This is a genomic window from Stenotrophomonas sp. RG-453, assembly GCF_033843685.1.
GTDB lineage: Bacteria > Pseudomonadota > Gammaproteobacteria > Xanthomonadales > Xanthomonadaceae > Stenotrophomonas > Stenotrophomonas bentonitica_A.
Genome location: NZ_JAMYED010000010.1, coordinates 1 through 17,174, shown reverse-complemented (window position 1 = coordinate 17,174; position 17,174 = coordinate 1). Strand labels below are relative to the sequence as shown.

General features: G+C 59.0%; 21 protein-coding genes and 1 pseudogene. 8 read left to right on the top strand and 14 right to left on the bottom strand.

Going from position 1 to position 17,174, the window contains the following annotated elements; translation table 11 throughout:
* The first annotated feature begins 109 nt into the window (after window positions 1-109).
* Together NJD74_RS17550 and NJD74_RS17545 are read left to right on the top strand one after the other, a co-directional pair.
* Complete coding sequence (locus tag NJD74_RS17550; protein ID WP_259462124.1) at window positions 110-232, top strand: hypothetical protein; 123 nt, start codon at window positions 110-112, stop codon at window positions 230-232.
* Window positions 233-300: 68 nt separating this feature from the next.
* Window positions 301-864 (top strand): hypothetical protein, encoded by a 564-nt coding sequence (locus NJD74_RS17545; RefSeq protein ID WP_319624692.1) that lies wholly within the window; start codon window positions 301-303, stop codon window positions 862-864.
* A 28-nt stretch (window positions 865-892) separates the two neighbouring features.
* On the opposite strand, the gene NJD74_RS17540 is transcribed toward NJD74_RS17545, so the two are convergent.
* The gene (locus NJD74_RS17540) at window positions 893-1,243 is read right to left on the bottom strand and encodes an outer membrane protein assembly factor BamE (RefSeq protein WP_070471870.1); all 351 of its coding nucleotides are present in this window, start codon (window positions 1,241-1,243) and stop codon (window positions 893-895) included.
* Between the two features lie 11 nt (window positions 1,244-1,254).
* Window positions 1,255-1,437 (bottom strand): hypothetical protein, encoded by a 183-nt coding sequence (locus tag NJD74_RS17535; protein WP_070471869.1) that lies wholly within the window; start codon window positions 1,435-1,437, stop codon window positions 1,255-1,257.
* A 747-nt stretch (window positions 1,438-2,184) separates the two neighbouring features.
* On the opposite strand from NJD74_RS17535, the gene NJD74_RS17530 reads away from it, so the two are divergent.
* On the top strand, window positions 2,185-2,733 hold the full coding sequence (locus tag NJD74_RS17530) for a hypothetical protein (protein ID WP_319624691.1): 549 nt from the start codon (window positions 2,185-2,187) through the stop codon (window positions 2,731-2,733).
* Window positions 2,734-2,746: 13 nt separating this feature from the next.
* On the opposite strand, the gene NJD74_RS17525 is transcribed toward NJD74_RS17530, so the two are convergent.
* From NJD74_RS17525 to NJD74_RS17515, 3 genes are all read right to left on the bottom strand, one after another.
* Window positions 2,747-3,439 carry an inovirus-type Gp2 protein gene (locus tag NJD74_RS17525; protein ID WP_319624690.1) on the bottom strand — a complete coding sequence of 231 codons (693 nt, stop codon included), beginning with the start codon at window positions 3,437-3,439 and terminating at the stop codon, window positions 2,747-2,749.
* A gap of 1,106 nt (window positions 3,440-4,545) precedes the next feature.
* Window positions 4,546-4,770 carry a DUF4224 domain-containing protein gene (locus NJD74_RS17520; RefSeq protein WP_319624689.1) on the bottom strand — a complete coding sequence of 75 codons (225 nt, stop codon included), beginning with the start codon at window positions 4,768-4,770 and terminating at the stop codon, window positions 4,546-4,548.
* Between the two features lies 1 nt (window position 4,771).
* Window positions 4,772-4,978: a DUF4224 domain-containing protein gene (locus tag NJD74_RS17515; protein WP_319624733.1), complete on the bottom strand. Its 207-nt coding sequence runs from the start codon at window positions 4,976-4,978 to the stop codon at window positions 4,772-4,774.
* Between the two features lie 75 nt (window positions 4,979-5,053).
* Here NJD74_RS17515 and NJD74_RS17510 point away from each other — a divergent pair, with 75 nt between their 5' ends.
* On the top strand, window positions 5,054-5,428 hold the full coding sequence (locus NJD74_RS17510; RefSeq protein ID WP_319624688.1) for a hypothetical protein: 375 nt from the start codon (window positions 5,054-5,056) through the stop codon (window positions 5,426-5,428).
* Between the two features lie 1,062 nt (window positions 5,429-6,490).
* Here the strand turns inward: NJD74_RS17510 and NJD74_RS17505 are convergent.
* The 3 genes from NJD74_RS17505 to NJD74_RS17495 all read right to left on the bottom strand — a co-directional run bounded on the left by NJD74_RS17505 (window position 6,491) and on the right by NJD74_RS17495 (window position 10,072).
* Entirely contained in the window at window positions 6,491-7,036 is a 546-nt protein-coding gene (locus NJD74_RS17505; RefSeq protein WP_319624687.1) for a hypothetical protein, read from the bottom strand.
* 16 nt (window positions 7,037-7,052) lie between these two features.
* On the bottom strand, window positions 7,053-8,060 hold the full coding sequence (locus NJD74_RS17500) for a hypothetical protein (protein WP_319624686.1): 1,008 nt from the start codon (window positions 8,058-8,060) through the stop codon (window positions 7,053-7,055).
* Between the two features lie 1,358 nt (window positions 8,061-9,418).
* A complete protein-coding gene (locus NJD74_RS17495; protein WP_319624685.1) occupies window positions 9,419-10,072 on the bottom strand; it encodes a hypothetical protein in 654 nt (217 codons plus the stop codon).
* Window positions 10,073-10,432: 360 nt separating this feature from the next.
* Between NJD74_RS17495 and NJD74_RS17490 the strand changes: the two genes are divergently transcribed.
* Together NJD74_RS17490 and NJD74_RS17485 are read left to right on the top strand one after the other, a co-directional pair.
* Entirely contained in the window at window positions 10,433-10,912 is a 480-nt protein-coding gene (locus NJD74_RS17490) for a hypothetical protein (RefSeq protein ID WP_319624684.1), read from the top strand.
* 34 nt (window positions 10,913-10,946) lie between these two features.
* Window positions 10,947-11,234, top strand: a complete 288-nt coding sequence (locus NJD74_RS17485) for a hypothetical protein (RefSeq protein ID WP_319624683.1) — start codon at window positions 10,947-10,949, stop codon at window positions 11,232-11,234.
* Between the two features lie 28 nt (window positions 11,235-11,262).
* Here the strand turns inward: NJD74_RS17485 and NJD74_RS17480 are convergent, their stop codons facing one another.
* Window positions 11,263-11,877 carry a hypothetical protein gene (locus NJD74_RS17480; RefSeq protein WP_319624682.1) on the bottom strand — a complete coding sequence of 205 codons (615 nt, stop codon included), beginning with the start codon at window positions 11,875-11,877 and terminating at the stop codon, window positions 11,263-11,265.
* Window positions 11,878-12,253: 376 nt separating this feature from the next.
* Here NJD74_RS17480 and NJD74_RS17475 point away from each other — a divergent pair, with 376 nt between their 5' ends.
* Entirely contained in the window at window positions 12,254-12,826 is a 573-nt protein-coding gene (locus NJD74_RS17475) for a hypothetical protein (RefSeq protein WP_319624681.1), read from the top strand.
* Between the two features lie 165 nt (window positions 12,827-12,991).
* Here the strand turns inward: NJD74_RS17475 and NJD74_RS17470 are convergent, their stop codons facing one another.
* The 3 genes from NJD74_RS17470 to NJD74_RS17460 form a co-directional block, all read right to left on the bottom strand.
* Window positions 12,992-13,957: a hypothetical protein gene (locus tag NJD74_RS17470; protein ID WP_319624680.1), complete on the bottom strand. Its 966-nt coding sequence runs from the start codon at window positions 13,955-13,957 to the stop codon at window positions 12,992-12,994.
* Window positions 13,954-14,403, bottom strand: a complete 450-nt coding sequence (locus tag NJD74_RS17465; protein ID WP_319624679.1) for a hypothetical protein — start codon at window positions 14,401-14,403, stop codon at window positions 13,954-13,956. The genes NJD74_RS17470 and NJD74_RS17465 overlap by 4 nt, the downstream gene beginning before the upstream one ends.
* A 696-nt stretch (window positions 14,404-15,099) precedes the next feature.
* Window positions 15,100-15,894 carry a hypothetical protein gene (locus tag NJD74_RS17460; RefSeq protein ID WP_319624678.1) on the bottom strand — a complete coding sequence of 265 codons (795 nt, stop codon included), beginning with the start codon at window positions 15,892-15,894 and terminating at the stop codon, window positions 15,100-15,102.
* Between the two features lie 98 nt (window positions 15,895-15,992).
* Between NJD74_RS17460 and NJD74_RS17455 the strand changes: the two genes are divergently transcribed.
* The gene (locus NJD74_RS17455) at window positions 15,993-16,184 is read left to right on the top strand and encodes a hypothetical protein (protein WP_319624677.1); all 192 of its coding nucleotides are present in this window, start codon (window positions 15,993-15,995) and stop codon (window positions 16,182-16,184) included.
* Here the strand turns inward: NJD74_RS17455 and NJD74_RS17450 are convergent.
* Together NJD74_RS17450 and NJD74_RS17445 are read right to left on the bottom strand one after the other, a co-directional pair.
* Entirely contained in the window at window positions 16,181-17,032 is an 852-nt protein-coding gene (locus tag NJD74_RS17450) for a hypothetical protein (RefSeq protein WP_319624676.1), read from the bottom strand. The genes NJD74_RS17455 and NJD74_RS17450 overlap by 4 nt on opposite strands.
* A 20-nt stretch (window positions 17,033-17,052) precedes the next feature.
* Window positions 17,053-17,174, bottom strand: a pseudogene (locus NJD74_RS17445) (IS3 family transposase); the annotation flags it as partial.

The window sequence follows — 17,174 nt, the reverse complement described above, 5'->3', positions numbered from 1 at the left end:
AGGCGTTATGCGAGCGTCCTTTCCGGCTTATGGGCTCCAGCACCCAGTTCCCGATGCCGCCTACGGACAAAGATAGTAGGATTGAAGCAACCAACGGAAGGTCTTACGCATGGGCAGTTTCAGTATCTACCACTGGATCATCATCGGCGGCTTGATGCTCATCCCGGTCGCCATCGCAGCGGTGATCGCCATCGTCGTCCTCAGCCTGCGAAAGAAGTCACCCAACCGCTGACGAGCGCCCCCTGCCGGGTCAGAATGGCCGGCTCCCCGGGTGTTGCGGGGTGACTCAAGGGATCCGGCATGGCGACAAGAAACAACACGGTCGAGTGGATCACGGGGGTGATGCTGCTCATCTTCTTTGCCATGCTGTTCGGTATCCCCAACAGCTCACCGTGGTTCGGGCTGGTGTTCGTGTACCTGATGGCGGCCGCGCTGTTCATCGTGGGCAGCATGCTGTGGAGTGCGTTGCGCAGCCGCCGCGCAGCACTGGCATTAGGTCGCATGCCACCCACGCGCGCACTGCACACCCGCGAGGTGAAAGCGCTGGAGTGGTTCGGCCAACCCGAGCGCATCGTTTGGCGCATGCCGCGCGGCAACGTGATCGACCTGATCAAGGCGGCGCAGGCCGCAGGAACCCGGCCGGTAGTGCGCACACTTCGCGGGCCGTATCGCGTGATGGTGCGCGCCCGGCATCACGAGCGGTATGACTTCATCGGCGATGTGGAGGTACTCATGCTGCCGGGGGCGGATCGCTACCTGCGCGAGAACAACGAGGCCGACGTGTTGCTGTGCGGAAGGTTCGCGGTGGTGCTCGCGTTGAATGGTGCGTGGCGGATCGACCAAGCGCCATCGCTGTTGCGATGACGCGCGTGCGCATCGCGTTGTCGTTCAATCAGTAGCGCGGCTTGATTGGCTCACTGGAATCCAGGTACCCCGCGGCGAGAGCCTTCTCGCAGGCGATATAGCCTGCGTTGACGACGCGCCCCTGCGCGTTGAAGACCACATAGTAGGGCGAGGTGTTGCCGCGGTTGCGCAGGAGATAGTTGTAGCAGACGCCGTTGATGCCGGGCACCACCATTGCATCCAGCGGCCGTCCCGCGGCGCTCAGGACTGACTCGCGGGTCGCCCCCTGCTGCAGCGAACTGATCACGACCGGATTGCCGCGGTCATATTGAAGAACGCTGGGCATGCATGCGGACAGACCCGCGCAGACACCACACGCCAGCAGGATCGCCTTGGTCATGGGGGCGGCGCTCACTGCCGGCGCGCACGCGCTGCCGCCGCGTTGGCGTCGCGGATGCGCTGGTTGCGCGCCTGCTTGTCATAGTCATCCTTTGCCTGCATCACGCCACCGGCCGCCTGGATCCAGCTGCTGGTTGTGCAACCGGACACAAGCAATGTCGCGGCAAGGGCTGCCGGGATAGTGAGAAACTTCATGAATCAACCTCTTTGACAGCCACCACATATGGCCGATGGAAAACTGCGCTGCACTACCGCCACGCGCACAGGAAGCGATGCGCAAAACCACATCGCGAAATCGGCAAAGCCACTCATGGCGCCGTCAAACGGGGCGGAACGATAGTTGACGCGCACTTAACAAAAACAGAATGCGCGGCATTTCTGTTTTTGTATATTCCTATTGTTGCTCAAGCGCAGACGCCATGAGGGCGCCTTCTTCCATGCGATCCCAGCTGCGCTGTACGCACTAGGCAATAGACGTTTCTGGTGCCGGCCGATCACTACGACAGAGCGAGAAAATCACTTTGCGCCAGAGTTACCGCTGAGCACTGTTTGGTGGGAGTTGATCAGATGAATCCTCCGACGAGCGGCAGCGGCAGCCGCAGCGGCACTGGCAACGGCAGTGGCAGTGGCAAGACTGCTCAGGAGCGGCCGGCGCGAGGAAGACCGTCAAGACGGAAGAGACAACGTCCGCAACGCAGACGAAAAACCCGCCAAGGATGGCGAAGACAACGAGAACTACCGCACCCCGGTTGAATTGGTGGCCCACCAGCAACCGCAATCGAACTGCAACCCATTGATATATATATCTTGCATTAGGAGACACCCAAGGATTGACTCGCTTTCGGACTCACTTTAGTCGCACTGTTCCCACTTGCTGACTTGGGCCCCAGTGGACACCGCGTAGGGGCGAGACTGAACATGGTTAGAAAAAAGGAGGACACCATGGCGCCCGTTGCGGAGCTACAGGGTCATGCAGAGCAAATTTTCCCGTGGTCCTTTCAAGAGGTCTTGGCAGAACTGCGGTTTCACATTGAGGATGACGGCCCCCACTCCTACAAGGTGTTCCTGGAGCCCTTTGAAGTCGATCGCATTCGGTCATTGATCGAGCACGCAGGACAGTTGCACTCATCCGGCACGATCGAGCATACCTGGTACTTGCTAGTGCGCGCGCAGGACACATTGGCCCAACGGATTGGAGTGGCATCGGCCGCTTACGAGGGTTCTGAGGCTGCCGTCCTTAGACGGGCAGGTGAGGTCAATGGCGCGAAGGGCGGAAGGGCTCCCCGTAAATCGGTAGTGGCCACGAACGAGGCCGTCCGCGCCCAGATGTTGAGGGCACACAAGGTAAGCCCCTTCAGATCAAAACAAGCGTTCAAGGACGCCTTGTATGCGTTGGCGGAAGGAGCTGATCAAGGAGAAGGCTGGATCTATCGAGTGAAAAAGGCAGTCCCGGAACTGGATGAGATTTACAGCAAACTGCCGAACAAGTAGCGAATGCCATCCCTCATGCATCTCGTGCAGCGTGGAGGCGGCTTCCCCCGTACGGCCCTCCTGCCCCGAATGTCCGCACCCTCGGTCCCGGACGGAACCTCAAATAGAAATCCTGCTTAGTCAGGTAGGAGATTGCCTCCTCGACGTGGGTCCATTTCTCATCCTCGACTCGGCACACCATGCCAATCCCGCACCGGGCGTATGCCTCTTTGCTCTTGTTGCAGCTGTAGTACATGCCTTGCCCACCAGTAGCCTCACGCTTCCAGTAGGCACCGATGATGTCGGCAATGACGATGTCCTTAGCGACAGCCTGCCCATTCAAGAAGACCGCGAGATGGTAGTGGTGCCCTTTCTCTACTCCAAACTCCAACCTCCAGATGTAGCCAGCCAGATGATCAGAGAGGGGGCCTCTCCGCAGGTAGGTCAGTAGCCGGTTTCGGTGCAGTTGAGCCTGCTCCAGGCTTATTGGCAGCCCCTGAATATGCTTGCCAGGTGAGTGAGTGGAGTAGTAGCCAAGGTCCACGCGAAGCACCAAGACCTTTGAGTAGCGGACTCGTAGCTCCGCCAGCAGACGGCGGCTAGTGCGCAGGTTCGCCCTCTCACAACGCCTAAGATTCCCAAGCGCCTTGCCTAGGGCATCTCCCTTCAAGAAGGCCCTCATCCTTTCGACCGTTTCATTGATGATTTCAACGTCCTCAACGAACATCGTGCGTCCCAAGCCCGCACGTCGCAGCGGCGCAGTAAAACGCTTGAAGATCGTGTACAGCGGGCTGTGTCGATGGGAAGGAAAGATCCTGGAAATCTGATCCAGATCGGCGTTAAGGCACCCACGAAGTCGTATCCCCAGTGGAGATTCCTTTACGAAATCCTTGCGATGTTGGACAACTTGGAAGAGTGGCGCCTTCGAGCGCATCAACTTGCCCATTGTGTCAACGATGTTCTTCAGCTCGTACGTTGCGTGACTCTGAGCACTGCGTAGGACCGACCCGTCTTTTGTCCATATGTAGGACCGACGGGTCAATCCCGTACTGTTTGCTGCTGTTCCCATTTGGAGCACCTCTACCTCCGATTGCTACAAACAACGTTCATTCCTTACCGAGCGAAAGCATCAGATCGCCAAGCCATGTTGGCCTCACGTGCTACTCGGAGGAGCTAAGCCGGCCGTGGCCGACTGAAAAATAGAGTCGTAGCGCTAGCTGCCTCTGGCACGCATCAGGCCAAGAACGTACTCATCGACTTCTTGCTCGATGAAGCCCATAGAGGTGCCCTGATAGACCGGCTTGGGGAACTCCGGTCGGTAGGTCGCGGAACGCTGATTCAAGTAGGCGTAGATAGTTGAGCGGGCGATTCCCAGGCGCCTCTGCACCTCCTCCCTTCGTAGAACGCGTAGGGCCATTTGCTGATTTTGCTGCACCGCGGTGTCCTCGGTTGACGATGGGCAAAGACTAGTTGCCGGCGCGAACCTGACGAAGACGCGTAGACCCTGTAAAAAAAAACTTTCTGCAACCCATTGATTTATCTGGACCACAAGTCTCCAAGGAACCAACTTTCGCGGAGGGAGGAATCAGATTGCAGAGACGGGAGCCCCATGGGAGGCTCCCTACAGCCCTCAGCTGAGACGGCCGCGGCAAAGGACCCCAGCCATGAAGACGACCGCGAAGGCGGCCAGGTAGTCGAGAGGGGAATTGGATCGTTCGATCAGCACGATAGGCTCCTAGTCAGTAGGGAGCCGGCATTGCGCCGGCATAGAGGAGAGGCTGATGCCCCTCCCTATCGTGTTATGGGTTTGAAATCTGTTTGACTGGCGCCGCTTCAGTCCAGGTCTGAGACGGTCTTGTTAGACCGCCACTCAGGCACCTTGGCCACTGGAGCCGGTTCAATGATGCCCACTGCGGCCCGCAGGACTACGGGCCACCCATGGCCATCGATGTAGTGCCGGATGCCGTTCTGGCGCAGGAACATCAGCTGCCGAGCCTTCTGGGGCGTGCGCGTCAGCGCCTTGATCTCGTCGCGGGTCAAGCAGAGCTTTTCTGACATTTCATACCGCCTTGTTGGACCGCCATGCCGGCCTGGGCGAGTCAGCCGTCAATGGTGCCCCAACCGCCTTGCGTAGGACGATGACCCTGTTGTACTCGTCAACGTGATGCTGGATGCCGTTCTGGCGGAAGAAGTCCAGCTGTCTAGACCTAATCGGAGTTCTACTGATTTCCTCAACCTCAGCGCGCGACAGCACTTCCCATGACATCGGATGCCCCCTAAGCGACCAGTGCCGATCATGCCGCAGGGAGGTACTCTCGGCCAGAGCGATAAGGGACACCTGATGAACACACCAGCACCTTTGGCCCAGCTGGCGGCAGAGATTGCCACCTTAAGGCAGCAATTGGCAGCATTGCGATTCGACCTGTCCGGCAAGGACTGGCTAACCGTCGAAGAGGCCGCGCACTACTGTGGGGTGTCCAGGAGCCAGTTCGACTCAAACATCGCGAAATACGGAATCGAGCCGCGCAACTTCATGGGCAAGAAACTCTACGAGGAGGCCGGCCTGCACCGCGCCATCCACGACGCCAGGCCATGGGCAACAACTGCCACCTCCGGGCTCGCGCCCGCTCCCAGCTCGCCGGGCCCTGCAGAGGCGTTGGCCAGGCTGGCGCGGTATGAAAGGAAGGAGGACCCGACCATGGGGAGACGAAAGTGAGTGACGGCGGGAAGCTTCTGACCCTTGCGCAAGCGGCGGAACTCTCAGCTTGTTCTACCAAAACGCTACGCCGGGCCATCGATGCCGGGAAGCTGACCGCGTACCGTCTGGGCCAAGGCGCAAAGTCTGATCGCATCCACCCGGTCGATCTGGATGCGTGGTGGGCTGCATCTCGGCTGGAGCCAGTGCATTTCCCTAGCCTCCCATACGCACACCCGCCAGTGCCGCTCGACACGGTAGATGAAAGACTAGACCGGCTACTTGGCCCTTCGAAAGGCAAGAAGAAGCCTGCAGCTAAAAGGAAGCCCGCGACTTAGCCGCTTGCTCCCTTCTCCCACCACTTCGCCCGTCCACTGCCCTTGCGCCTGGCTGACTCCTTAAACGAGGCGGCCAGCTTTTCCTCAGCGGTCCGGGTGTCGCGCAACAGCAGGTGACCAAGCTGGCGCGCTACGAGAGGCGGCCTGGTCTTAAGAGCTCCCGTTAGAGCTTCAGCTTCCTCACGCCCGGAATTGATGCCTTAGGCCCATCCTCGATGGACGCCTGGCTCGGCTTAGCCCCCTCCGCGCTTAGCTGAGGCTCATCGGCGGGCGCGGAAGTGTCGGGATCCTGAGGATCAGGTACAGCCGCAGGCGCAGGCACGACTTGCACCTTGCTAGGAGCAAGTTGCCCGGCCTGCGCAGCCGCAGACTCGATCCCGGCTTCCTCTATGGAGACCTGCGACGGCGTTCCCCTCACGCGCTCAGCGAATCATCGGTGGCTTCGTGGCCTTCAGTCCATGGAGACGGCGAAATTGATACTTGCTGGGCCCAGTCGAGGCTCGCAGCTGTACCGCCTATCCGCTTGCCGATCGCTTCACCGACGCTCGAAACGGAGGACGATCAGATCCGCACGCATCCTGCCGCGATCAGCCTCCAAAGCCAGGCCTGCGGCGCGACGGAAGGCCAAAGGGAGGTGACGTCACGGTGACGTGAGCGCCTCATTCAAATAGGTTCGCGAGCTGTCAATAGAAGACGAGCTAAGGCAGCCTCGAAAAGCGGAATACAACACGACCGATTCCATGGACTATTCGCGACGCTCAGTCTGATCGTCCTCAACTACGTCCGTATTGCCAAAGACGCTAGTCAGACGCTCTTGCGTGGCGTGAGCAGCATCATCTGCAGCTTTCAGCGTATCCGCAGGACGGAGGGTGAGTAAGACAATTGCTACTTGCCATAGCGTCAACATAACCGCGATGCAGAACGAAATCCCCCGCCACAACTCAGGCGTCCTCATCATCATGGGAAGCCCTTTGGCAATTGGGGCCGCGATGCTCACCATGAGAACAATTGCCAAGATGATCGTCGAATGTGTAATCGGGGTCAGCAACGCCGACATGCGCGGCATAGGCGCTTGGGCCTTAGATTCACCCCGCAAGCTGAGCTTCAAACGCTCAGGATAAGCAATCGCCATCCATGCCCCGACTACGGCAAAAACGATGGACGCAGTTGTTCGCAACCCTTCAAATACTGGCCACTGCTGGGCAAATGGTATTGCCCGACCTATTAGAAAGCCTGCGCACGCCGTCACAATGCACAGTGCGACCAACGCGATCCGGACGGTGGCATTCATGGGGGCATCCCCGTACTCACAAGGTTGCGATTATGGCAGCCTTCTTGGCTGCGATCTTCACGGCAAGGTCGCTCGCCAAAAAGACGCCGTTCACTGCGGGGACGTCGATTTCAAAAGATGTGTTGCAAAGGGCGTTGCTGAGCCAGTGGGGCTCGCTTTGTCCAGTGAAGACGAACCCGAAATCATTGTCTTTAGGAACCACTGTGTGTTCATGTTCGTCCACGAGCGCGATGATCGCGGGAGCATCATTGTTCACATCCACCTGATGCTTAACGTGCATTTCGTGCTTACCTGCATGCTTTGAAGACATGCCGACTGCTTTGAGAAAACTCTGCCAGAGTGTAAAGTCCGAGGGGTTGGCCAGGACATTGAGAGTACGCGAGCGAACCACTTTCCTGACTTTTTCGGCATTTTCCCGAATGTAAGCCGCCCGATCCTTGTCGCGGCGGACCTGCAGCACCATGCGCGGATGGAGCTTTGCTATCTCGTCTTTCTTGCTCTGACGATAACCAAGAATCTCAACCTCACCTTTGGCCAGCTTCGTTACCGTCTGCCGAGTAGAAGTGGATAGGAATTCATTCGCGTATCGCTTGAACGCATCAAGACCAGGCACATTATCCCGAACCTTCAATGTCCCCACAACTCCTTCGGCAGGAAGCACAACGAAGTATGTTGGATATCCTGGAATGTTGCCTTTTGCGATCTTAGTTTTGACGGCTTTTGCTTGACCCACTAGTGCGTCCTCGGGAAGCGACTTCACCGCGTTCGACGTGTCTCCGCTCACCTGATTCCAAAGAGATATCACGTACACACCATCATGACTGGAGATTCCAGCCAAATATGTGCCAAGTGTATCGTCACTACCAAGCAGTCGCGTTTGAGCAAGTTTCTTGCCCTTAGCGAAATGCACGAGCTCGGCGAGCATTGAAGAGATGTCACCAAAGACAGGCGCTGCGGTTTCCCCATGTTTGTAATAGCCGCACGACGTGACGTCGTACCAGCGAACTGACGACTTACATTTCATCCATTTCCCCCGTAATCCTTGTTTTAACCCGGCCGCCGTCCGCTGAACACGCCTACTGGCCGCGCGCGCCCGCCATCCAGGGGAGATGCTACCTCTGCAGAGCCCGCCAGCCAATGGGTAGATTGCGTCCTTGTTGGTCCAGCCCCGTCCGAAGACTTCCATATTTTCCGGGGACTGGATGTGCCGAGGCTTGTTTACGTATCCCAATGCCAATCGAAGAGTCTTAGGCTGCCTGCTCGGCCAACTCGGGGTCCAGCCTGAGGGCGATCGATTCGAACCGATGAGCCTCAGTCCGCAGTCGAGCGGCGCCCCGCCTCCGAGTTGCCCTCGCCCGCCAGTCGCCGCTGTGATTCCTGTCCAAGTCGTCGGCCTGCTGCCATAGCGAAGCCGCTCGCGCTCGCGCCCAGTGTGCCTTGCCGATGCTCTTCTGACCCATGCTGCTACTGTCGCCGCCGACGGTCGCACGCGCCGATACGGAGGCAACGCAGGCTGACTGGCACCGCTACAGCTCCGGGTTGGGGATCGCGTCTAGTCGTCTTTGTTGCTGCACCTCCGTTCGGCTGGGCTTGGGAGGTCGATCCTGCGCCACCAGCTGCGCTACAGCCTCCTTCAGTGGCACGCCCTCCAGTACCCGGGCGGCACACCACCGTTCGGCGTAGCGCTTACCCTGGGCGATGCTGGCTGCTCGGACCTCCTTGTCCTGCCACAGCTTCCTGCAGGCCAACACGACCCGTACGCCCCGGACGTCTGGCTGCACGCCGGCGATCTGACGATTTCGCCACCACAGCCCCCAGTGCTCGCCGTGCTGCACCCAGCCTTGCGGCTGAAGGGCAGTCTTGAAGACGGTGAAGTCGCAGGGCGGAAGCATGCGCGCAGGATACGGACCGGGGTCTCAGATTTCGCGACGGCGCGTCAGGCGGATGCAAAGGTGCCGGCGGGGCGCTGCTCAGGCGCCCCAGCAGGCGGGCTGAGCTGCCTGCCTCTCCCGGATTCAGCATCTAGATCATGGGCCGCGCCGCACCCGGGGACCATAGGCCAACTGCGCAAAGCAGCGTCGGGCCTGCTTCACGCCGCCAGCCGACTCTCGTAGAACGGGTGCCGCTTGTCGTCGAAGATCGCGTAGAGCGCGCCAAGGTCGGCCGGGTTCGGGTTGAGCTAGGCATCGACGTGTTCAGGCCTAATGTTGATGGTGGTCCGGTCAAGACCGGCCGCGGTGACCTCGGGGTGGGACGATAGCCCTGCCCCTGACTCGCCAGCCGCGATCTTCATATCCAGACTGCTCGCTTGGGCCTTATACAAAGACGCGTCGACGGCAGAGCTTCACAGGTGCCCCACGCGTCATGCGCTATGGGCATAGCTCAATAAGGCTGCCCAATAACCTCTGACATGTCCTCACAGAACCTCTCGAACCCAGTGCTCCCATCGTTCCCATTGGCGGTCCAGTGCAGCGCAGAGGTTGCGGTAAACGCGAGGATCCTGCCTCCGTCCTTCGCATCGAAGTTCAACCACTCTGCATCTGCATAGAGCTGCTGCAAATGGTTGAAGACGAGCTCGTTCAGTGGGTCAAGGCGGCGATGCTCACCAAAGTGGCAGTACTGATTTCTTGCGCCATGGACGATTACACCTAGCGGCAGGTGACCTACTTCTCTGCCGACGCATAGTCGGGGAGGTATCTTGAACTCTTTCTTGATCCGAGCATCGGGGTGCTCTCGGATTAAACGGTTGATCTCTGATTCGAAATGCAAGGCCCCTGGGCCCTTCGCTTGCGCGACACCATGCAGATCGATGATCTTGTAGGCAAGCACGATCAGCGATCCCGCGAGCATTTCGCATGCTACGTGTTCGACCGACGCAGCACTGAAGTCATCCAAACTTAGCGTTGGCTGGCAAAGCGCAGCTATCGCCTTAGTCTGCGAGGACTTACTTTGCTGCTTGATCGCGTCGAACAGTATCTGCGCTGCAACTTTGCTACCAGCCAAAAACTCTTCCTTGGCGACTGAGTGTGTCCACATTGCTCAGCGTTCCTGGCGCCCGTTGTGACCCGATCCTATCGTAGAGTGGGGCCAGTCAGGAACGTCACTAGAACGTTTCCGTCTGATGGATCCTATAAAGCCGCAGTCCGAAAGCGCTGTACGCGTGCGCGTACATGTCGCGAAATGGGCGGCAAGTTCTGAGGCGCTAGAGCGGGATGTAGCGGAGGCGTCCGGTGATGCGCAAAACTCAATTTTGAGTTTTGCTTATAAATCAACTGCTTAAATGAACGACTAGAGCCATCTGTCTTTGATGCGGAGAGTTGAGCACCGCCGGCGAAGACGCCCTTGAACGAGCTAGCGGAAAGGATAGTCAAACCGTCGACCACTTAGGCTGAGAGCATGGAGCTGCTTAATCGCGAGTATCAGAGGCGCCTGCTCATTGAGCTGGCTGCTCACTACCCGTCGTCGGTGGCCGCAGACTTCTTAGAGCAACAGGCTCCGGGGGCAGTCCGCGTAAACGTGGCGTATCTTCACGAACACGGCCTGGTCCGAGGGAAATGGTACGGATCCCTAGATCAGGGCAACATGCTGGTTGAGGCCACCGTCACTGCGAAAGGCATGGATTTCCTTGCAGATGACGGAGGTCTAGGCGCGATCCTCGGAGTGGTCACCATCAGGGTCCACGAAGACACTATCAAGGACCTTGTGGCAGCAAAAATTGAGGCCACAGACCTTTCGCCGGAGAAGAAGCAGGCCTTCATGTACAAGCTTCGCGAGCTGCCCGCCGATGCTACCAAACACCTCGCTCTGAAGCTGGTGGATGCCGGCTTGGCCAACTGGCAGAAGGCGTTTCCGCTTCTGCAGGGGGTGTTGGGTTAGGACTGGCAAAGTCGCCTAGACGCCGAAGGCAGTCATGGCTGAAAGGCTCGAGGCATCTTTATCCGCCTACTTTCGGGCCTGGCAAAACTCCTTCGACCGTTCGAGGCTCGCGCGTAGAGGCGCCCAGAAACATGAATCCGTCCTTGGCCATCTGCACCACTGGCTCAGGCTTGCCATTCGCCAAGTCATTGATTTCCAAGCACTACTGAAAATTGTGCGCCCTGAAACCAGGGGAGCACTGAAGGTTACGGACGGCTTAAAGAGTGTTCCGATGCCCCTTTCGGAAGTGCGCCCCTACCCCAATGCCCAAGGCGATGCGTAGGCGCCAGTCTCGGGCTCATCAATCGATCCTAGATGGCGCCCAGATCCCGCACGACGGCCTCGCCCCGCTGCAAGTAGGCTGCAATGAGTCGCCCCCCGGCTACGTGCCGTCCTTCTTCAGCGTTGACGTACTCGGCTTGCCGGCACCCAGCGGCGAGGATCGCGTCAGGATGGAAGCTATCGGGGAGATCGCGCAGCGGCTGACCTGGCGCGGCAATACCCCCCACCAGCTCGGCGACAAGTGCGTGTTGTTCGACCCCTGACTTCGCGTAGGCAGTGCCGACGATCCGGTCCTGGGCCTTCGACCAACCCACCACTACGATCTCGGACTGAAGCTGACCCAGGTCCATGTTGGCGTCCCGAACAGCCCGGACGTACTTGGGCCACAACTGGTCCATGACGGGGCCGACTTCCCGCATGATCTGCTCAATGCTGAAGGCGTTCCGGAAGCTGGCCTCAAGGCACAGCTGATACACACGAAGGAAGAACTGCCCGGACCCACGCGCGGCAACGACGATGTTGTGCTGGGGGATCAGCAGCAGCTTGGCCCCCTCAGATGTCTCGCCAGTGACGGCGTCCTGAGCAAGGGTGTCGACCGCCACGAATGCTCGCTCCGGCGTCATTAGGACATTGAGAATGCTCATGGGTCGCCGCAAGGACTAGGTCGCCGGACTATCGCCCGCATTGGGCGGCATTGTCCAACGAAGTCGCCGAGATCGGGGAGAGGGGAATCGCCGAGTATTTCCCAGCAGGCGGCGCGCCACCCTACTCGTTGCGCAGTGCGTGACATAACGGTGACGTCACTCCGCTCAGCCCGCAACAAAAGGCTTCCGATCCGTCTGCCAACGGTTCCCACGTCACCCACATGTCGAAAGGGCCTGGATCGATCGGTCGATCGCGGCAGGGAATCGATAGCCACGACTTCGCGCCAGTCGCCAAACGCCTTACAGCTAGACTTGACCGTTGCCAAGCAGAATGTCAGCCCCTAGATTGTAGATATCGGCACTACGGATGATCGCTTTGGACAAGGATTCGATAACGGTGTTACTGGGCGGCGCGGCCCTCGCGGTCAGCCTTGTCACCTTCGGGGTAGCGTTCGCCCAGATGAGGATTTCAAGCGCAAAGGCTCGGCTCGACCTGTACAACAAACGATTCGCGGTGTACGAGGCTGCGCTCGATTACTACCAAGCACTTTGGCATGAGCATGAAAAGGTCAAGGAGCGTTCCATCGCGATCACGAAAGCTTATCGAGAGTCCCAGTTTCTATTTGACGCAAAGGACGGAGTCTATTCGATACTTGGGAAGATCCAGCAGCATGGACATACGGCCAAGTTCCACCTTGAAGAGATCCAAAAGCACGAGGGTCATGGTGGCCCAGGCAAGATGCATGATGCTTTGAATCGCCAGAAGAAGTCACAACACCTAGAGGCGTACGAAGGCCTGCTAAAAGAGCTGGAGAGCCGAGTCGGCAAGTACATTCAGTTCACAGAAGTTAGTGGCTGGACAGTCAAGTTCTGGCGGCACTCAAATCCGGCGAAACTCAATGCTGAGAAGGTGACCAGCACTTACGAAAGTACTAAGACTGGAAGTTGAAAAATCACCCAGCTACTCGCAAGGCAGTTTTAGATCGGTGCCTTGACGTAAGGGTGATGTCGCGACGGGAAGCTCTTTCATATCAGACAGTTGAGGAGCTACCGAGAATCCGTTCCGATACGACTCGCCGTCGGGCGGTGGCCGAACAATATCCAAGACCGGAGCCTAAGCAGGAAACTCGACTTGCTCCTTTAACGGCCGCACTATCTCCACATGGTTAACCAGCATCAGACGCGGTCTTCCGGTGCGGTCCGACTCGTATTCCCCGCTCACCCTCACTGTCTCCCCAAAGAGTGACTTATCCATTACCGGCAACACGCAACGCAGGTTACCGACGCCCGGAACACCCCGAAGGTGCATTCTATTCTTGTCCAGGTCAGCTTCCCGGACCTCACCGACGAATGCCCCGGCTTTCCGATTCACCAACAGTGGATGGTTGATCGCCTCTCGCAGCACGACGCGCTCGCGTTGTGAGAGCGTCCCGCGGGCCAGGCCAGGGGACGTGACATCCAGAGTGTGAATACCCTGCCTACCTGTTGGCGAAAGGCGAAGCAAAGCAGCAAGAACTGCGTCACGCTCTGCAGCATCTGGAATCATTTCCCCAATTTCAGGCTTGATGCTTTCGTCGCCAATTGCGGTAGTAGCTTCCGGTAGACCGCGAAAAGTCGAACGGAGCTTTACAAACATTGGCTCATCGTCCGCCGGAATCATATCTGCGGGAGGAGACTCAAGCGCGATCCCCAGATAGAGGCTGCCGGGCGCCATGCCGGTTAGGCGCAGATCAAGCGCTCTGCCTAGCTGTTTCGCATTGCGATCTGAAAGATCAAACATCTCGCCAGACAGTTTGCGGAGAGCCGCCTCTGTTGCGCGCGACAGCCAGTTGAACGCCGATAGCGCGGGCGCATTTGTCCGCACACCTGGCCCCTCGGCATGGAACACCAGGTCGGAAGTCTCAAGCAAGTGATCCAAGGGCAGGCTGGTCCGCACGAGATCCAGTAGCGCGCCTTCTATTCCGTCAACCAACTGCGCGGGCGTTGCTTCAAGCCCGTACTTGACCGACGCTTGTGCCATAGACGCCATATTTTCCAAGTGCGCGCGCAGAAATGCTTGTGTAAGGGTGCGCTCACTCATAATTGGACCTTCAGAATACCTTTGGGGTGTTTGCTGTCGATTTGGAATTCTGCCGCGGCCTTAGACCCTGCGTACTGGAAGAATTCTGCGAAGTCGTTAGCAATCTCGGGATGTCGAGGGTACGCGTCTACGTTGTAGGTAGCCTTCAACTTCGAATTACGCAGGTATAGAGAGACCGCCATTGGCATGGCGACTGCCTCAGGCAGGCCGGAAAAATCCACCACAACGTCAATGTCCAATGGGTGGTCTTTACGCCGCGTGAAGCTGCCGTCGATCCAGACGGGAACGGGCGTATGCGGCTCAACTTCATCGGCCAAGAACTGGAGGAGGCCTTTCCACAATTCGCGCCGATGTGGCGTAGTAGCGAAAACCGCTTCTGCCTCAGCCAAAGTGCATTCCCACACCCCGGGTGGCAGCAATCCAATGTCATCCAGCGCAGGAATCACGCTCTGATCCTTCGTGCATCCATTCTGCACTCTCCATCTTGTGGTCTGTCCTTCGATCCAGTCGCCACGGCTTATCGGCCGCGCGGGGATCACCCCTTGCCGAGGTGATCCTAACCGGCAATCTACAGTCCGCCAATCAGCAATTCGTCCCCCAGATCGGTCGCGCGTTCAGCACTAATGGTGGCCTCCTGCTAGGGCCGTTAGCAAGTTCAGCGAATGGACTGCCTGGAGCGAGTGAGACCCGCCCACATTGGCGACCCGCCACCCGTTCGTGAACGCGCTTACTGAGCGGCAGCAGCATCAACCTCCCTCGCCCTTGCGCCAGCGATAGCCGTAAAGATGAGGCCGGCGCCTCCTTCCCTTCCATCCAAGTGGTTGATTTCAAAGCACTGCACAAAATTGCGCAGTGCAAACCCGAGAGTTGCGATCGCTGATCCCGCCGCAGCTAGTGGACGAAGTACGTCCAGCACTGCAGCTCGGGATTCACGACTACAAGGTGTCGCCCGTCATAGAAGGCGGCCATCAGACCACAGGTGCAGGGTTCCCCTTCCGGCGCGCCGCAGCCCCCCTCGTGGTACACGAAGTGCTGGTAGACCGTTGGCTGCCGCTCATGGGCGGCTAGGATCCGCTCCATCCAGTCCCAAGAATCCAAGGCTTCGGCTGCCGCAGGGAGTGCTGGGATATCCGCTAGAGAACTCATTCCTGGCCCCCGCCTACTGCCGCAGCCCTGCCAGCACCTGAGCGAGCTCGCGGAGCGCGGGGCGCTCCCCTCCTTTCCAGGCGTTCAGGGCGACCTTTGCCTTGCCCCCGCTGGTGCGAGGCCCCGTCGATCGCTCCCACGGTCGCCATCTCTGGATCGCCAGCGCTTGCCGCCGGCGCCGCTCTGGGGTCCAACCACTGCGCATCTTGGACGTCCTCCAATAGTTTGTTCTGCTGTCTTTTTCTTCCCGCGCGCCCCTTCCGTTCCGGTGCCTGCCCGGGACTTTCCGGGGCATGGTTGTTCACCTGTTGATGGCCGTTGGCAATGTTGGCCTGCTTCACGAATGCCACCGCCCGGGGGTTCTTGATCTCCGCCAGTGACTCCAGCGTGGTCCGGCATTGGGACTGCGCCTTCAAGGCCAGCCGCATGTAGGTCTCCATCGCACCGAGGTGTGAGCCCATGTTGATCGCTGCGCGCCGGCTCATCTCTAGAAAGACGGAGTTGAGGGCAATGGCCTGGCTTGTTAGCAGTGCCTCCGCCTGCTCGGTGCCGCCCTTGGCGTTGGCCTCCACAGTCTGTCGGGTGGACTTCACGAGTTCTGAAAGCTCGTCGCCCCCACTTACCCCGGAGTACTGGCAGAACATCATGCTTACGAAGGCGTTGCTGGCCACCCCCTCGGTAATCAAGCGGGCGGACTTCCCAGCCATGGTCTCCCCGCCATCCACAGGCACCTCCAGGGTTGCTGCGCGGTGGCTAGGTCCCTCTTGGCTTTCCCTGAGGCCCTTTTTCATCTGGTCTACGACTCCGTTGAGCAAGGCTGCGGCCCAAGAGGTGGCCCCGCAGCGGGGGTGCTACGATTCCGGCCAAGGATCTGGACTTGGGGAAGCACGTGAACTGGAAAGCCAACAAGTACGCGCCTCAGCAAGGCTGGCGGTCGGTCCAGAGCGAGGCTTTCAGTAAGAGATATCCGAATGGCAAGGGCGGTTCCAGGTCGATCGCATTGGCAGTCGTGGCCATCCCTCTGGCCTTGGTGGCGATTGTCGGACTGGTCTATTCCGTCCTGAAGTTCTTCGGCGGTTAACGGGCCTGCCCCACCTCCGACTCGAGCCGGTTCGCCAATTCCACAACCTCATCGTCGTCTTCTTTCTCGCCGATCTGCCTAAGCCCGTTGAGCTGGGCTTGGATGTCGCCCGTGTTCCTCTCCGTGTTCTTCGCCAGCCAGCGAACTGTCTGGGGGTTGGTCATCATCCGGGCCAGCAAGTTGTTACTGCCTGCTAGAGCCAAGGACGACGCCAGGACGATCGCAGCCTGGCCAAGATTCCCTTGGAGTGCCTGTTGGCCAGAGATCAGTGCAGTTCCGCCCAGTGTCACCCCGAGCGCGGCTTGGCGGGAGGTCCCCGGGGGATTAGCGAACACCTTCCCGCCAGTCCGAATCGCTTCAGCCACGTTCGCGAGCTTGCTGACGTTCTGGACGTAGTCCGAGCCGAAACGAGCATTGCTGAACAGCTGCTTCCGAGCCTCAGGACTCAGGTCCGCCCAGTTGCTCAAGAAGGTCTCCATCGAGAAGGCGTCTCCGGCCGCATTCTGGTTTGCCTTGGTCGCGCGCCCCATGCGCTGCAGGAAGGAAGCTGTCACATCCTCACGGGCAGACGGCGGAAGGGCGTCCATCACACGCTTGAGTGGAGTCGCTCCGTTCTTCGCACCGGCGAACATCGCCTGATAAGCGACCTCCGGCCCGCCTTCTTTCTGCACGATCTTGCCGATCTGCTCGAGCTTCATCTGGCGAAGCTTGTAATAGTTGTTGGCACGCGACAGCGCGCGCTTGGCTTCAGGGGAGGTTGCCGCCGATTCCATATCTGCAGTGAGGGCGGCATAGACCTTCTTCCATTCTCCATGCGCGGCATCCCTCGTGAGGAACGTCGCTCCCACCTCGTGGCCTACCTTGGGTTCTACCCCGAAATCACGGACGGTTGTAAAAGGGCTGAGAACTTCTGGTCTTGCCTGGCGACCCTTCGTCGCATCCTCGGGTTGTGGAACCGCTCGATGTATTCGAACACATCCGCCCTCGCGG

What these genes read in the sequence shown, in the direction of transcription:
- NJD74_RS17460 (WP_319624678.1), bottom strand. Translation starts at nt 15,894, where the DNA reads ATGAAAAAGGGCCTCAGGGAAAGCCAAGAGGGACCTAGCCACCGCGCA.
- NJD74_RS17495 (WP_319624685.1), bottom strand. Translation starts at nt 10,072, where the DNA reads ATGTGGACACACTCAGTCGCCAAGGAAGAGTTTTTGGCTGGTAGCAAA.
- NJD74_RS17525 (WP_319624690.1), bottom strand. Translation starts at nt 3,439, where the DNA reads ATGTTCGTTGAGGACGTTGAAATCATCAATGAAACGGTCGAAAGGATG.
- NJD74_RS17550 (WP_259462124.1), top strand. Translation starts at nt 110, where the DNA reads ATGGGCAGTTTCAGTATCTACCACTGGATCATCATCGGCGGCTTGATG.
- NJD74_RS17485 (WP_319624683.1), top strand. Translation starts at nt 10,947, where the DNA reads ATGGCTGAAAGGCTCGAGGCATCTTTATCCGCCTACTTTCGGGCCTGG.
- NJD74_RS17520 (WP_319624689.1), bottom strand. Translation starts at nt 4,770, where the DNA reads ATGTCAGAAAAGCTCTGCTTGACCCGCGACGAGATCAAGGCGCTGACG.
- NJD74_RS17545 (WP_319624692.1), top strand. Translation starts at nt 301, where the DNA reads ATGGCGACAAGAAACAACACGGTCGAGTGGATCACGGGGGTGATGCTG.
- NJD74_RS17470 (WP_319624680.1), bottom strand. Translation starts at nt 13,957, where the DNA reads ATGAGTGAGCGCACCCTTACACAAGCATTTCTGCGCGCGCACTTGGAA.
- NJD74_RS17500 (WP_319624686.1), bottom strand. Translation starts at nt 8,060, where the DNA reads ATGAAATGTAAGTCGTCAGTTCGCTGGTACGACGTCACGTCGTGCGGC.
- NJD74_RS17505 (WP_319624687.1), bottom strand. Translation starts at nt 7,036, where the DNA reads ATGAATGCCACCGTCCGGATCGCGTTGGTCGCACTGTGCATTGTGACG.
- NJD74_RS17490 (WP_319624684.1), top strand. Translation starts at nt 10,433, where the DNA reads ATGGAGCTGCTTAATCGCGAGTATCAGAGGCGCCTGCTCATTGAGCTG.
- NJD74_RS17535 (WP_070471869.1), bottom strand. Translation starts at nt 1,437, where the DNA reads ATGAAGTTTCTCACTATCCCGGCAGCCCTTGCCGCGACATTGCTTGTG.
- NJD74_RS17540 (WP_070471870.1), bottom strand. Translation starts at nt 1,243, where the DNA reads ATGACCAAGGCGATCCTGCTGGCGTGTGGTGTCTGCGCGGGTCTGTCC.
- NJD74_RS17480 (WP_319624682.1), bottom strand. Translation starts at nt 11,877, where the DNA reads ATGAGCATTCTCAATGTCCTAATGACGCCGGAGCGAGCATTCGTGGCG.
- NJD74_RS17510 (WP_319624688.1), top strand. Translation starts at nt 5,054, where the DNA reads ATGAACACACCAGCACCTTTGGCCCAGCTGGCGGCAGAGATTGCCACC.
- NJD74_RS17530 (WP_319624691.1), top strand. Translation starts at nt 2,185, where the DNA reads ATGGCGCCCGTTGCGGAGCTACAGGGTCATGCAGAGCAAATTTTCCCG.
- NJD74_RS17515 (WP_319624733.1), bottom strand. Translation starts at nt 4,978, where the DNA reads ATGTCATGGGAAGTGCTGTCGCGCGCTGAGGTTGAGGAAATCAGTAGA.